We start from the raw sequence: 13,418 nt of genomic DNA, 5'->3' as shown, positions 1-13,418 counted from the left end.
ACAAAACATCAATTTTACCTGGGTTATCTCCAATAATGGTTCTTATTATATTTTTCAACATAGTATTTTATATTAATCCCATAAGGTTTTCGATAATTTAGATTGATTTCATTTCAGATCAAAAATTCAAAAAAATCATCAAGTACTGATACTGATAAAAATATAGTTTTTAGTATCCGTGAAATTTATATATTTAATTGCAACTAGTTTTTTAGCTATTTAATTCCATTTAGAAATAATAGAAATGGTATAAGGAGTTCGACAGGCCTCCCGCCCATCCGCTTAAGGAGACGTTTATATTTAAATGTCTCCTTTTTTTATAGGCTCCATGTATTGATTTTCAGTGTGTTATATTTGAATAAGATTATGTAATTAGGTGTTCGATTTTTTCAGTATTTACCTTAATAAAAAAGCATTGGCCTTAAAATACCCCTATTATTCAGCATTATGTGTTCGATATTCGTTTAACCATTCAATTTCGTAAATATATTAATTTTGTAAGTGCCTTGTTATGCAGTAGTCTAACATTGCCGCCCTCGCCAAAATTAGACCTTATCGACTTGATCTGTTAAATTTTATCGTTAAAAGGTACAGTAGTGGAAGTCTATTATTTGATAAAAAATTGTCAGCATTATACTTCACATAAAAAACACATGGGTGAGGTTTAGAGGGTTACCAGATATGAATATTGCATAAGTTACAGTATCTCTTGTAAAACCTATTTTAGAAACAGTTATAGTAAAGAATCATAATAATTTTTAATAACTTTTGGTAGTTATGTACTTGAATGAACCACTGTATAAAGTATTTTTGGAATAGTTTTATTTTGAGATAATTCAAGTGTAATTGTGATATGTCATATTTTGTAGCTAAATTAAAAATTTTGGTACATATAGGTGTAAATCGTCAGCTGGCAAAACATTTTAGATTAAGCAGAAACTCGGTGGCAAAATGGAAGAAGCTTTTTATTATATGAATTGACAATATTAGTGGTATTGATTTTTAGTACAAATTATATGCTTTAAAATATAGACTACTATAATACATTCGTTCCAGTTCCATTTCCAAAATTTTGTTTGGATTGAATGAATAGTTTTTAAGGAATGTGGAGAAATAGTACTAGAAATTAGGAAATGTGGTTATAATGTGCCGCTCTGTTGACGCAGGCATTTGCGTCAACATTTTTTATGCTTATTTTATCAATTTATGGAAGTTGATCAGTGTTTCGGACTTAATAGCTAAGGGTTTAAAAGCGAGAAATAAAACCTGCCTTTTATATAAACACGCAGATGCTGAACCAGGAGGCTATAACTCCGATTAGAAGTAGCTTAAGGTATATATTTCTATCACGAGGTGTTTTGTTGAGAAAACAGGCAATTAGCATACAGATCATTCGCACAGCAATACAGGCAAAAAGTACCAAACCGTAACTCCAGATAAATCACAGGCTCGGCTCACATAAATTATTAATTCTCGACCGTATACACCTTTAGCAAGAAATGTCCTTTTTTTACATGTGATCGTTAAGAATCATGACACTTTCTCATTTTGAAGCTCTTTAATAAAATACGAAGGAGTTATACCTGTTTCCTTTTTGAAAGCGTTTAGAAATACCCGAGGAGTAGCATATCCGCATTCTTCAGCAAGGTAGCTTATTTTATATTTCCTGTAATTCGGGTTTTCATAAAGTTTGTTAATAATATAATTGATTTTAAGCCTATTGATATATTCTGCAAAACTATTATCTCTGTGTATTTTAATACCTTCCGCCAGATATTTGAGATTGGTGTCAAGATGGTGGGCAAGCCAGCCTATACTAATATCCTTTCTAAGATATTTTTCAGATTTCTCAAATTTTTCAAGTTTTTGAAGCAGCGAGTTTGAAATGTCGTCTGTTATAAGCTGGGTAATCTTGGTTTCTTTATTTTTTACATTTGCATTTGCATTTGTCTGGATTTCTCCTTCTTTATGGCTTAATTTAGTAACCAATGTATCATATTTTTCATGAAAGTGCCTGTTTTGTCTTCTCCAAGAAAATAACGCGAGTGCAGCTACCATAAAAACAATTCCTGTAATTAATATAAACTGATTGTAGGTCTTTTTCTCCTGAGTTTTTATAGAGTCTGTAAGTAATATGTTATATGCCTTGTCTGTATTATTTTTTTCTCTAATTCTAATGCTATCTTTAAGATAAGAATATTTATTCATATACATATTTGCGTTATTAGTATCTCCCATTTCAGTATATGCAGTAGCAAGAAATTCGAAAGATTCTACTCTATTATTTGGATCAGGAAATTGTCTTTCAAGATCCCATGCCATCTTTGCATATTCTATTGTTTTTTGATAATCTTTTTTTTCTAAATATAACCAACTGAGCTGATTCAATAAAAGTACTTTATCAGCTTCAACTAAATTATACTTATTCACAATGTTTAGACTTTTTGTAAGGTATTTTTCAGCAATTTGAATATTTTTGGGTTTATCAGCTTCTTCCAGATAAAGTATTCCTAAGCGGATATAATTAAAGGAAATAAGACTGTATTTTTTTTCAGTTGTGATTTCTTGATCTCCATCTTTGATGAGCTTAGCTGCCTCAAGACTTTTTTTATGGTAGTTGATAACCGAATCTTTGAATCTTTTATTTTCAAGTCTTTTGTTAAAAAAATAAATTGTCATCTGTTCGTATACAAGTGCTAAAGTATAATTTTTAATGTTAGAATTATTAATTTTTTCTGCATATGTTATTGATGTTTTAAAGTCTCTTATGCTGGCATCATCAAAACCTAAATATCCTAAAGCTAATGCATTAGATCGATAGATATTTGCGATTGTTCTATCTGCTTGCGGGCCCGCGTCAATCTTTTTTAATTCAGTGGCCAGTTTTATAATCTCCTTATTTTTATTTTGCTTTTCATATATTTCTATGATGCGGCGTCCGCTTTTTAAAATTCCCCATTTATATCCTATCTTTTCAGATTCAGATTTTAGTTTATATAAATCTTTTTCTTTTTCTACATCGGAAATTTTAGTATTAAATCTTATATCTTCTAGTTTCTTGTCAATAATTGAGATTTCCGTTTTCGGAAGATTTTGTGCTTTTATACCGGGACCGGATATTAAAAATAAGAGGATAAAAAATAAATATTTCATATCATAAAATAATTTTAACAAAGATATGAATACCTACTTGACACTTTTTCAATAATGATTGTTAGAATGACTATTATTATTACGTTTGATTGTAATGTATTGATAATTAGTTTTTTGTAAAATATTATGGTCGGTATTATTCCAGAATAATACCGATTTGGATCTTGTGTGCGCCTCTTTAAAATGATAGTATTGCAGCATTATTTCAATTGACCGCCAGATATGTTCGAAGGTTTAATTATACAATGATGCACTGATATGAATTCTGAAAATATAACGATGAAACGAAAATCTTCCCTGTCTTGTGATAGGGTAAGATTTTTTCTGTTGTTTTTGTTATTGACAGGATGCCAAATCATTCAGGCTGCTGACAGTCCGAAAGAAGCCTATACCCGAACGGAAATTGATGGAGATGCAAGAATAGTAATTTCAGAAGGCATATCAGTTTCCGGATTGGAGAATCTTCGTATTATTACTGTGGAAATAAATAAAACTCAAAATCAGTCTAAAAATAGTAAGAAAACAAAGACTGTAAAAAAAATACGGTCCCAAAAAACGGAACGTAAAATCGCTAAAACTAGGCAAACCCCAAAAACCGCCTATAACTTCAGTAATAATCCAAAATCAGATACGCATTTATGCCATCCGATACTTAGGGGTACCAGTTTCGCAGGCCCATCGTTCAGCTTCAAATGCATCTTAGCAAATGAAGTGAAGATTCTTAGCATACTGCTCGTAATTACGGGTATTTTTCTTATCAATTTCTATAAAAGCCGGTCATTCTCCGGTAATTACTTTTTACAAAATTTTCAAAGGCCTCCGCCGGAGCTCATGCTGTAAAGACAGTACACTGTCATCCTGAACGAAGCTGAAGGATCTCAACATAAAAAATAAAAGATGTTTCAGCAGGCTCAACATGACAAAGAGATGCTTCCTCTGTCAGCATGACAAAGTGAAGACGTGCATTGTCATCCTGAGTACAAATGAAAAGCAAGTGAAACTTGTTTTGAAATTTGCGAACGAAGTTCAGAAGCGGAATCGAAGGATCTCCACATAAAAAAAGAGATGTGGCAGGCTCAACATGACAAGGAGATGCTTCCTTCAGCCTGTACCAAACCTGTTGAATATAGAAAATCAATAACAAACAAAATTTAACACATAAACAAAATGAAAAATAACATTATCCTTTTAGGAGCAGTATTAATTTCAGGTATTGCATTCTCGCAGGTGGGTATCAATACGGACGCACCAAAAGCAACACTGGATGTTGTAGGAAAAGCAACCGACACCAGTTCGTTAGACGGTATCATCGCACCACGGCTTACAGGAGTGCAGTTGAGAGCCAAAACCTATACCACAGACCAGACAGGAACACTGGTATATGTAACCACCGCAGACACGGCACCTGCAGGACAAACCGTAAATGTAACCAGCATTGGTTATTTCTATTTTGACGGTGCTGTATGGCAGAAAGTAGGCAACGGTGCAGCAGCTCCTGTAAATATCTACAATGCAAACGGAACTCTTACAAGCGGACGTACACTAACACAGAATGGTTTTAGTCTTGCTTTCTTAGGAACCAATCAGTCTACTTCATTTTTCCCGAACAATGGGATTAGTCAGACAGGTATAGCAGGAGGTAAAAGAGCAAGCATAACATTAACGTCAAATGACAATAACAGCGACGGGGTAAGTTCTAATATGCAATTATTCCAAGACCCTGAACAATTGTCACAAATAATCGTCGGCAGTGATTCCCGTGGATTAAGTATAGGCACATCATTTACGACACAGCCTGCCCCTATAACATTTATAACAAATACAGGAAATACAAACGGAACAGAAAGAGCCCGCATAACACCTACAGGTAATTTCGGAATAAACACACAAGGATTTGCAAGCGAAAAATTGGATGTAAACGGTATAGCAAGAATAAGAACACTTCCTTTGAACGGCATCACTAATGCCATTAATACAACATCCGGAGGTACGGCTTCTGCAAGCCAGGATCAAACATTTACTGCAACACGAACCGTTGTGGCAGATGCTAACGGTGTTTTGGGATACGTAACGGGATTACCAACTACTGGGGGAGGAACCCCACCTACAGGATCTATTAATGTCGGACAGACTATTTCAGCTGTATATTCTGTGCCGAATGCAACAGCAACTGCAGGTAGTGGTGCTTTCAGATTGGGAGCTTACGCAACTGCCAATGGGCTCACGGCTTTGCCTTCGTTAGATGGAATTCAGATCGATTTGTTAGGATACGATGCAAACTATTACGTTCCGATAATAATCAATACAGCCTCAACTGCTCAATTGGTTAGTTTGCAATCCTTTGCCACTGTAGTAAATTCAAACAAAACTCTTCTGAACCAATCGCTCTCACCATGCCCTTTTGCAGCAAATACATTTACTTCCAATCTATGGGCTGGTAATGTTACTTCCGGATGGCTTAGTGTTGATAACGATAATATTGTGTACTGGAATACAGCAAACGCAGAAGTAGAAACTACCAATGTGCAGGTACAGGTAGATGCCAACACCTATAGGTGGTATGAATTCAAATGGTGGTGTATGGAGGTAAGTGGTTTCAAGAAAATATTTCTTTCCGTTACCCGTAAAGCTTAACACCCATGCCGCTAAGATGATATTTTGAGTATTCTCAATATGCAAAGAAATGCTTCGTGACACTCAGGATAATAGTATAATGCTATCCTGAGTTGGGAGCACAGCGAAACAGTCGAAGAATTTGGCTTCCTCTATCAGCATGATGAAATATATAATGATTAAATAATACAAACAAATGAAACACTCGTGTGGTCTTTTTGGAAACCCTAGTCTTTGAGGCTTCACAGAATTGATAATTTTTTTATGTTCATTATCATTAAAAAAATCATTAAAAAACTATTAAAGATATACCAATGAAAAAAATTCTACTAACATTATGTACAGTTTTGCCCATGCTGTATGTATTTGGGCAATCTCCGGGAGGATTTACTGCACCAGATTTCTGGGTGAAATCCAATGATTCGGGAGCTATTGCCACAGCATGGAAAGATAATTCGAGCAGTGCAAATAATATCCCGAATGTAGGAGGAGTAGCATTATCGGCAGCAGACAGAAACCACAACTTCTATCCATATACCACAGGATATACTGCTGCTAATTCTTTTATAATAATGCTTCGGTACTGAATCCTACTAATGTAGAGTTACCAAATATTAGTACTTCTATTTCTCGGCAGTAAGACCAACGTAATCCTAAAAGTACACAGAATGAATTTTAAGGAAATCCATATAGGAATTTTAATCAGCAGAGCAGTTGCGGAAAGAGGGATAGAAAGTTCCCGTATCTGTAACTTTTTAAAATGTACGGAAGAAAAAATTGAAGAAATGTATAATGCGAAAAGCCTTGACTCTGAAATTTTGCTAAGGTGGAGTAAACTTCTGGAGTATGATTTTTTCAGATTATATTCTCAACATTTGATTTTATATGCACCACCAAATACGACAAACGATAATGTAAAGGTGAAGAAATCTTCTCTCCCGAAATTCAAAAAAAACCTTTATACCAAAGAGGTCATAGATTTTATATTGGAACAAATTGAACTAAACAAAATGACAAAGGATGATGTCATGATAAAATATAAAATTCCCAAAACTACTTTATACAAATGGATAAGCAAATTCAAAAATTAAAAAGTCTGGTAGATGATTACCTTCATAGATCAAGTACAGATGTTTTGAAAGAATGGGGAAAACCAGTTAAAACATTTAAAAGCTCTGATAATGAAATTTGGTTTTACAGCCAATACCGTTGGGGAATTTTCAAAGACGAGATTGCATTTATTTTAAAAAAAGATTGTGTGGCGGATATTATGATAGGGCAATATTTTTTTTGGAAAGAATATAAAAATATATTCCACTATGAAGGTCAGACTCCTGAATATAAGGTGATAAAGTTCTAATATCAATTTACAAAAGCACAAATGAACATTGCCGTAATTAAAACCCCTGGTAAACTTAAAGGAAAAGCCAAAGGGGAAATGCTTTCAATTTTTGGAGATAATTATTATTCGGAATATGGAAGAGATATCTGCATCTATAATATTAAAAATTGCAATATAATTTATTACAAAAAAAATGAAACAAAACCCAGATACCTATCCTGATTATAAAGCTATTTATAAGGATATTTTGATTGAGAAATTTCCGGATAAAATCGAGAAATGTTTGCCGCTGCTTGATAAAAAACGTTTATCTGCCATCGATATCCTCAATCTTAACCAAAAGATCTTTGGGCAATCAAAACCAGAGTCCTCAAAAATAAACCAGCAGCTCCATTCCTATTGCAAAGATGATATACTACAAATATTAGGTTACCAGAAAAAACATAAACTGAACAATACTAAGTTGGCAAACCATTTTAAACTGAGTAGAAATACAGTTGCAAAATGGAAAAGAATATTTTTGGGATGATGGATTGTACGATGTTGTATTAAATAAACAATTCTCTGTTAATGTTAATAAACCATATTACAGCGATATCTTCCGATTTCTTCAATCGGAAATTTAGCGTAATGGCGGACTGCAGGACGCGAGATGCAGTAACATTCCCGGTAATCAAATTGGTGGACAGTTTGGCCCGAAACAGAGGGGTCACTTTCACCGAAATATACATTTAATAAGGTCTCCGAAATAATTGGCAGATAAATTGAGTTCGGGGGCAAAATAACTTACTTTAGGATGTTAAGCATGTCGGAATGGAGATAAGCATTGAGAAAGGTTATAAATAAGTGAAAATGGTATTAACTTCCGTTACTTCTATACATTTGGATGGTTCACTTTTCGGAAATTTGTACTTTTGCTTGAAAGCAAAAATGTTAGATGAAATATTTATAAACAATAATCGCGGCAACTGTATTTAAATAGGATACTTCTTGTCGCAACCCTAAACAATAATAAATTATGGAAACAGCAGTCCCAAAAATCAGTGATTTTCCTACAGGAGAGGAAAACACCGCTTATGCACAATATTTTTCCGGAAAATCGTGGCTAGCACCTCTTACTGCAAATAAAGATCTTAATGTTCCAATAAACAATGTAACATTCGAGCCTGGCAGCCGTAACAACTGGCACAGTCATACCGGAGGACAAATTCTCATCGCTGTAGGTGGAGCAGGTTATTATCAGGAACGTGGAAAAAAGGCTCGCCGTATTGAATCTGGTGACATTGTTGAAATCGCTCCCAATGTGGAGCACTGGCATGGAGCGGCTCCTGACTCGTGGTTTTCACATATTGCCATAACAGCCAATCCGCAAACAAATGAAAATCAGTGGTTGGAGCCAGTAAGCGATGAACAGTATGCAGAAGCTGTTAAGTAAAACATTTGGATTTGATAGATCTCATTTATTTTAAAAGCATGTACGTATTGCATAAACCAGTTTGATTGATCCCCATTCCACCAATTTTAAAGCATAGGGAAATTAACTGTAAACCAGTTGATTGCTAATTACATATTTTTGGTGAAATGGGATCAATGTTTTGTGGTTTTTCCTGCTTATCCTCGTTGCAATTTTCTGCTATGGGCTTCATCACCTCGTATCATATTAAGAGGCTTACATAGATTGGGCACCCAATCTTTTACCAGTTATTTATATTTTGAGATTTCTCCATGATTTGTTTTAAAAGTGAATTAAAATGATTGTTCAATCCAGAATATGCATCTTCAAATCTTACTTTTCCATCATCTTCAAAAAGATATAATTTAGATTTTCCGACTTTTACCAGTTTTAGCGTGACCCATTCATCCCCAGTCCAACCACTTGCCCCTCTGTAAGTACTTTCAACATATCGTCTAGCCTCAAAATCAGGACTGTTGATGCGAATCTTACCATCTTTAAAAAGAAAGGTTAGTTTATAGGATAAATCATATTTACGAATTGATTTTCCGAGCCCATTAGAAAGCTTTATAGGCAGAACTTCCTTTTCGTACGCTGTTATACTAATACTTTCACCTTCAACGACACTAAGTCCTTTTTGTGGATTGCTGTACATGGAGTTAATGGCATTCAGTACATTCTTGTATAAATCTTTTTGTTTCGCATTCGGTACGTTGACTACCGTAAAATCACTATTGTCATTTGAGACAAAGCCCTTGGGTATCAGTTTAAAATATTGAGCGAAGCTCAATTGTGCGAGAAGTAAAAGGATAGCGATACTTAGCGTTTTTTTTCATAGTTTTTTAGATTTATTGTTGTTAAATTTGATTCTGGATTGTGCAAATCATTGCGGATATCCTTAAGAGGTTAATTATCTATTGGTAAGTTTTCCTTTGTTACCACAACAAAAATAAAAAAATATTTTAGGCACCTATACAAACGATAAGACTTATGAATGATATATAGGGCTTCATGAGAAAGTAATCTCATTGAAAACAATATGTCTTCTTAGTAATAACAGGTCAATTTAATAGGAGAATTTCTAGGATATACGCTGATTTTAAGAGCGCTTATTTAAGTAAATGCGAAATTAAATACTTTTATTTAGGAGTCGGTGATGAAAATTATTTGATAATACTTTTACGAATGCATCATTTCTGATTTATAAAACATCCTGGTGTAGTAAAATAAGTGGCTACAATTGCCATTATTCCAATTGAAGCAATTTAAGGTACCTGTTTCCATCTCGTGATGTTTTGGTTCCAATAGTATTGGAGGATTTTATGAGGTTAATTCTCTAGAAAATGCACAGAATTTTGCGTGGAATATTTTTCCATTTGAACTACGACAATTCCATTAAATCAAAGCAACATCCAGAGTTAAGAATTGTTTTTATTAATAAGGGAAAATGGCGTGGTCTGCAGATTATGGATATGTGGTAATAATTCCATTATAGGTGCTAAAATTTCCACCTCATATTCTTCGGCACGTTTTTGCGAGGCTTTGCCGCTACTGAATATTGGACTGACTTTATAGCTTTTCAGAAACTGTTTCTTCTTTTTTCCTAAGCAATAATACCAATCTCCAGACTCGGTGCGGGTAAATATTATTGCTTCGTCTAAGAGCATTAGTTGTCGTCTGCCAAACGGTTTAGTTTCGCGATAGATCGCATTATCGTCCTTATCAAAAATATAACGCACCGGTACCCGAAAAAGGACAGTTATCAATAGGTGGGCAATAATGCAGGCAATGATTGCAAGATAACAGAATCTACCACCTTCACCAATTTTTTCTTTAAACACCAGAAAAACAAGGATTAACACTACCATACCCACCATATCCCAAATAAAATTGGTAACAATTTTTCGGTTGGGCTGCAGTGAAATGCTGTGGGAGGTAATTTCAAATTTCAGTTTGTCTTTGATACTCATCACCTAATATTTCGTTTACATCGTTCAGGATATGCTGTATCGGCCTGGCAAAAAAAGCTTGTGCCAGCACAGTTGTTTTATCTTTGCCTTTGCTGTTGACATAGTTTGCAAGGAGCTTTACATTGATAGTAAGGATGCCGTAATGCTTTGTCTTAAGAACTGTAAAATCCTCCAGGCTCTCCAGCGAGATTATTCTTGCTCTCCCAAAAAATCCAATCTTTGTGCGTATTTCCTTCTGGTCTAAATTTATAATCAGGTAACTGCTTAAAACTGATATCAGCAGCAAGATACTGATGCCCAGCATCCACCACTTAAAAGAGGATTCGGGTATTTTCGCAAAGCCTACGATTGTGAGAATGATGAAAGCCCCGATCAATGGTATATTCATTCCCCATTGGGGTTTCAGCTTATACAAGTTTCCCTCTATTGTAAAATTTTTCATTTACCTGTTTTTGTTATAAATAATAAGACCCGGGATAAGTATTGCCAATGTTCCGATTATCAGTGGCCACTCACCATAGGTAAACAAAAAACTGGTTTCCTCAGCAGGGCCCATTTTAAGGATAATCGCTAATACAACCCCAATAAGGATTAGGATAACACCAATTGCTTTTTTCATATTTTTAATGCTTATTTATATTTTAACGCCTACATATTGCACGCCATAAATAGCTTCTTTGGTATTCACGCTTACACGTTTCTTATTCATTTTTGTAGTACCCGTAGAAGTTTTTTCATTGGTGCGCACTGTTACTCCGCCGGCTTTAACTCCGTCCTTTACTACAGAAATATCGCCATAGCCTGATTGGGACATTCTTGTGCAACTGCTCTTATCGTTAAGGGCGATGACAACCTGTTCCTCTTCTTTGTCAAATACAACACAACCCATATTTACAGCATAGCCAGCTATGTTCTGCGGAGGAATGTTGTAAACTTCTTTTTCATCATTTGCAGCATTTCTTATCGCATAAAAAGCGGTGCTTCCTATAAGGTTACTGATCCAGATCTTTTTGGACATGGTATTGTCCTTAGTGATGACAACATCGCTCTTCATCATGTTCCTGATCTTGTCCGGGGCGATGATTGCAGATTCTTCATACTTTCCGGTGATACTTTGCCCGAAGCAGAAGGTTAAACTTCCTAAAAATGTTAATGTTAAAATTGTTTTTTTCATGTTCTTAATATTATTGTTGCATTTTTGTCCTATAAATCTCTGGTTCCGAAAATATATTTTCGATTGTAAGAACTTCTAATTTAGGGTGATTACTTAATAATTTTGAGTTAAGTATTATCAGATCTTACTATCGAAAGATTTTTCAGAAACGATTATTTTATCCAGTTGTTTCATGTAGACAATTTATGGTTTAAGAAACTCTTCTAATTCATTGCATAGTTGTTGCATGCACCTTTTTCCGAAAGATTGTCCCAAAAGATGACGGTTGATTTTCCCGTTAGCATTAATAAAACGTCCATGAAGCTCTGTATTTAATGGAATACGCAAATAATAAACTGTTTGCAGTTCAAAACCGTCAAAGTCTGAAAAGCTATATTGTATAGGCGCTTTTCTCCATACTCCCGTATCAATGTTGATGATTTTTTCGGAGGGTATTATCCTGTTTTTGGATGACTTTAGCAACATCAGTATTAATATTAACGAAGTAAAAGCAATAATCGTCATTGCAGTTTTCAGATAGGTGCTGTACACTGTCATCGCAATTCCGGCAAGCCACCATGCTACAAAAACGACATGATGCAGTGAAATGAAGTTTTTTATTTTGTAATCGTTCCCCTCTGGAATGAGATATCTATAATTTATTATCATTTTGCGTCTAATTGATTAATTATAATGGGCAGGATTTCCTTTTCAAAAAGTGCCGTTATTTTCCGTTTGGTTAGATAAGGGCTGATTTGATAGGCTCTTCCGTATGGATTGCTTTTATGGGCGATGGCCATGAACTGCTTATAATTTGCTGACCTGCCAACGATTTCTACTTCCTGTTTATTCCAGATTTCCCGTTTTCCGAAAATGGTTTGCACGCTGATCATGCTTCCATCTTTAGGAATGTAGATTTGCTTTCGTACAGCCAACAGGTCATACACCGTTGCAGAAACGGTAAGGCATCCGCCCAGAATTAAGGGCATCTGCCAGAAATCGCCGACCCTTATAGACAGGTAAAAAGCCAGCACAAGCAGTAGTAAACCTACAAAGAAAAAGGCTTTCGTTTTTTTGCTATAACAACGGTTCGGTGTCACAACAAGGTCACCGCCCTGCCAATGCATCAGTTGTTCTTTCATCGTCTACCAAGTAACGCCTCGGTTTCTAAAAGTAACGCTTCCGTAACTTTGGTGTTCATCAAACTCTGTCCTAACAGAAGACCTCTTTGTTTTTTGGAATGCTCAATAATCGCATAGGCCGATGAAATCAACAAGACTGCGTAAATCTTGTTATTGATGGAAAAACTTTTGATATCTCCAAACTCAATCGTCTGCCCAGATGAAAGTAGCCCTGATTTTTGGACGATTGTCTTCCTGTTCAGATCTATGACAACAGTACTGCCCACTTTGGCAATGAATTCACATGCGAATAGAAACATAATTCCAGCGAAGACATAGGCTCCTGATTGCGGTCCTTTTATTATAAAAAAAACAGCACCGGCAGCCAATAAAATCGCCACCATACCAATGCATTTTATGAGCATATTCAATATTCCGACTAATCGATCTCACTTACTGAATAGTATATTTTATGAAGTCTTTTGTTATTTTTTAAAGTTGTAATAATTTTTTTCCATTCAGGCCGGTTAAAGTCCTTTGCTGAAAAATCTTCTCTGAAGATTCCTTTGACAGCAATTTGATTCTGCTCACAATATTTCATCAGTCTATCTTC

Annotated in this window: 18 protein-coding genes; 8 read left to right on the top strand and 10 right to left on the bottom strand. The window is 35.0% G+C overall.

The features are described from left to right. Nucleotides 1-1,530: 1,530 nt before the first annotated feature. Nucleotides 1,531-3,153 (bottom strand): helix-turn-helix domain-containing protein, encoded by a 1,623-nt coding sequence (locus tag IW15_RS22255; protein ID WP_051882285.1) that lies wholly within the window; start codon nt 3,151-3,153, stop codon nt 1,531-1,533. 279 nt (nt 3,154-3,432) lie between these two features. On the opposite strand from IW15_RS22255, the gene IW15_RS21345 reads away from it, so the two are divergent. Further along, nucleotides 3,433-3,993 carry a hypothetical protein gene (locus tag IW15_RS21345; RefSeq protein WP_131368616.1) on the top strand — a complete coding sequence of 187 codons (561 nt, stop codon included), beginning with the start codon at nt 3,433-3,435 and terminating at the stop codon, nt 3,991-3,993. A 13-nt stretch (nt 3,994-4,006) separates the two neighbouring features. Here IW15_RS21345 and IW15_RS21340 read toward each other — a convergent pair whose 3' ends face one another. Next, the gene (locus tag IW15_RS21340) at nt 4,007-4,291 is read right to left on the bottom strand and encodes a hypothetical protein (RefSeq protein WP_034715575.1); all 285 of its coding nucleotides are present in this window, start codon (nt 4,289-4,291) and stop codon (nt 4,007-4,009) included. A 29-nt stretch (nt 4,292-4,320) separates the two neighbouring features. Between IW15_RS21340 and IW15_RS21335 the strand changes: the two genes are divergently transcribed. The 7 genes from IW15_RS21335 (at nt 4,321) to IW15_RS21305 (ending at nt 8,543) form a co-directional block, all read left to right on the top strand. Further along, nucleotides 4,321-5,787 carry a hypothetical protein gene (locus tag IW15_RS21335; protein WP_034715573.1) on the top strand — a complete coding sequence of 489 codons (1,467 nt, stop codon included), beginning with the start codon at nt 4,321-4,323 and terminating at the stop codon, nt 5,785-5,787. A 293-nt stretch (nt 5,788-6,080) separates the two neighbouring features. Continuing rightward, the gene (locus IW15_RS21330) at nt 6,081-6,353 is read left to right on the top strand and encodes a hypothetical protein (RefSeq protein WP_131368615.1); all 273 of its coding nucleotides are present in this window, start codon (nt 6,081-6,083) and stop codon (nt 6,351-6,353) included. An 81-nt stretch (nt 6,354-6,434) separates the two neighbouring features. After that, the gene (locus tag IW15_RS21325) at nt 6,435-6,857 is read left to right on the top strand and encodes a hypothetical protein (RefSeq protein ID WP_034715569.1); all 423 of its coding nucleotides are present in this window, start codon (nt 6,435-6,437) and stop codon (nt 6,855-6,857) included. Beyond that, entirely contained in the window at nt 6,833-7,126 is a 294-nt protein-coding gene (locus IW15_RS21320; RefSeq protein WP_034715567.1) for a hypothetical protein, read from the top strand. The genes IW15_RS21325 and IW15_RS21320 overlap by 25 nt, the downstream gene beginning before the upstream one ends. A 21-nt stretch (nt 7,127-7,147) precedes the next feature. Continuing rightward, complete coding sequence (locus IW15_RS22915) at nt 7,148-7,330, top strand: hypothetical protein (protein WP_034715564.1); 183 nt, start codon at nt 7,148-7,150, stop codon at nt 7,328-7,330. After that, nucleotides 7,302-7,637, top strand: a complete 336-nt coding sequence (locus tag IW15_RS21310) for a hypothetical protein (protein WP_034715562.1) — start codon at nt 7,302-7,304, stop codon at nt 7,635-7,637. Before IW15_RS22915 ends, IW15_RS21310 begins: the two co-directional genes overlap by 29 nt. Nucleotides 7,638-8,126: 489 nt before the next feature. Continuing rightward, nucleotides 8,127-8,543: a cupin domain-containing protein gene (locus IW15_RS21305; RefSeq protein ID WP_084681533.1), complete on the top strand. Its 417-nt coding sequence runs from the start codon at nt 8,127-8,129 to the stop codon at nt 8,541-8,543. 259 nt (nt 8,544-8,802) lie between these two features. Here the strand turns inward: IW15_RS21305 and IW15_RS21300 are convergent, their stop codons facing one another. The 8 genes from IW15_RS21300 to IW15_RS21270 form a co-directional block, all read right to left on the bottom strand. Further along, entirely contained in the window at nt 8,803-9,351 is a 549-nt protein-coding gene (locus tag IW15_RS21300; RefSeq protein ID WP_034715560.1) for a DUF4468 domain-containing protein, read from the bottom strand. A gap of 628 nt (nt 9,352-9,979) precedes the next feature. Then, on the bottom strand, nt 9,980-10,531 hold the full coding sequence (locus tag IW15_RS21295; RefSeq protein ID WP_051882282.1) for a hypothetical protein: 552 nt from the start codon (nt 10,529-10,531) through the stop codon (nt 9,980-9,982). Further along, on the bottom strand, nt 10,503-10,973 hold the full coding sequence (locus IW15_RS21290) for a hypothetical protein (RefSeq protein WP_034715559.1): 471 nt from the start codon (nt 10,971-10,973) through the stop codon (nt 10,503-10,505). The genes IW15_RS21295 and IW15_RS21290 overlap by 29 nt, the downstream gene beginning before the upstream one ends. Beyond that, nucleotides 10,974-11,150: a hypothetical protein gene (locus IW15_RS22910; RefSeq protein WP_165585237.1), complete on the bottom strand. Its 177-nt coding sequence runs from the start codon at nt 11,148-11,150 to the stop codon at nt 10,974-10,976. 15 nt (nt 11,151-11,165) lie between these two features. Next, nucleotides 11,166-11,705 carry a hypothetical protein gene (locus tag IW15_RS21285; protein ID WP_034715558.1) on the bottom strand — a complete coding sequence of 180 codons (540 nt, stop codon included), beginning with the start codon at nt 11,703-11,705 and terminating at the stop codon, nt 11,166-11,168. Between the two features lie 183 nt (nt 11,706-11,888). Then, nucleotides 11,889-12,353: a hypothetical protein gene (locus IW15_RS21280; protein WP_034715557.1), complete on the bottom strand. Its 465-nt coding sequence runs from the start codon at nt 12,351-12,353 to the stop codon at nt 11,889-11,891. Beyond that, nucleotides 12,350-12,826 carry a hypothetical protein gene (locus IW15_RS21275; protein WP_034715555.1) on the bottom strand — a complete coding sequence of 159 codons (477 nt, stop codon included), beginning with the start codon at nt 12,824-12,826 and terminating at the stop codon, nt 12,350-12,352. The genes IW15_RS21280 and IW15_RS21275 overlap by 4 nt, the downstream gene beginning before the upstream one ends. Further along, entirely contained in the window at nt 12,823-13,230 is a 408-nt protein-coding gene (locus IW15_RS21270) for a hypothetical protein (RefSeq protein WP_034715553.1), read from the bottom strand. The genes IW15_RS21275 and IW15_RS21270 overlap by 4 nt, the downstream gene beginning before the upstream one ends. Nucleotides 13,231-13,418: the final 188 nt, after the last annotated feature.

Source organism: Chryseobacterium soli, assembly GCF_000737705.1.
Classification (GTDB): domain Bacteria; phylum Bacteroidota; class Bacteroidia; order Flavobacteriales; family Weeksellaceae; genus Chryseobacterium; species Chryseobacterium soli.
The sequence above is the reverse complement of the archived record's forward strand: the minus strand, read 5'-3'. Positions and strand labels throughout refer to the sequence as shown.

What these genes read in the sequence shown, in the direction of transcription:
- IW15_RS22910 (WP_165585237.1), bottom strand. Translation starts at nt 11,150, where the DNA reads ATGAAAAAAGCAATTGGTGTTATCCTAATCCTTATTGGGGTTGTATTA.
- IW15_RS21270 (WP_034715553.1), bottom strand. Translation starts at nt 13,230, where the DNA reads ATGCTCATAAAATGCATTGGTATGGTGGCGATTTTATTGGCTGCCGGT.
- IW15_RS21290 (WP_034715559.1), bottom strand. Translation starts at nt 10,973, where the DNA reads ATGAAAAATTTTACAATAGAGGGAAACTTGTATAAGCTGAAACCCCAA.
- IW15_RS21345 (WP_131368616.1), top strand. Translation starts at nt 3,433, where the DNA reads ATGAAACGAAAATCTTCCCTGTCTTGTGATAGGGTAAGATTTTTTCTG.
- IW15_RS22915 (WP_034715564.1), top strand. Translation starts at nt 7,148, where the DNA reads ATGAACATTGCCGTAATTAAAACCCCTGGTAAACTTAAAGGAAAAGCC.
- IW15_RS21285 (WP_034715558.1), bottom strand. Translation starts at nt 11,705, where the DNA reads ATGAAAAAAACAATTTTAACATTAACATTTTTAGGAAGTTTAACCTTC.
- IW15_RS21310 (WP_034715562.1), top strand. Translation starts at nt 7,302, where the DNA reads ATGAAACAAAACCCAGATACCTATCCTGATTATAAAGCTATTTATAAG.
- IW15_RS21295 (WP_051882282.1), bottom strand. Translation starts at nt 10,531, where the DNA reads ATGAGTATCAAAGACAAACTGAAATTTGAAATTACCTCCCACAGCATT.
- IW15_RS21280 (WP_034715557.1), bottom strand. Translation starts at nt 12,353, where the DNA reads ATGATAATAAATTATAGATATCTCATTCCAGAGGGGAACGATTACAAA.
- IW15_RS21275 (WP_034715555.1), bottom strand. Translation starts at nt 12,826, where the DNA reads ATGAAAGAACAACTGATGCATTGGCAGGGCGGTGACCTTGTTGTGACA.
- IW15_RS22255 (WP_051882285.1), bottom strand. Translation starts at nt 3,153, where the DNA reads ATGAAATATTTATTTTTTATCCTCTTATTTTTAATATCCGGTCCCGGT.
- IW15_RS21335 (WP_034715573.1), top strand. Translation starts at nt 4,321, where the DNA reads ATGAAAAATAACATTATCCTTTTAGGAGCAGTATTAATTTCAGGTATT.
- IW15_RS21305 (WP_084681533.1), top strand. Translation starts at nt 8,127, where the DNA reads ATGGAAACAGCAGTCCCAAAAATCAGTGATTTTCCTACAGGAGAGGAA.
- IW15_RS21330 (WP_131368615.1), top strand. Translation starts at nt 6,081, where the DNA reads ATGAAAAAAATTCTACTAACATTATGTACAGTTTTGCCCATGCTGTAT.
- IW15_RS21325 (WP_034715569.1), top strand. Translation starts at nt 6,435, where the DNA reads ATGAATTTTAAGGAAATCCATATAGGAATTTTAATCAGCAGAGCAGTT.
- IW15_RS21320 (WP_034715567.1), top strand. Translation starts at nt 6,833, where the DNA reads ATGGATAAGCAAATTCAAAAATTAAAAAGTCTGGTAGATGATTACCTT.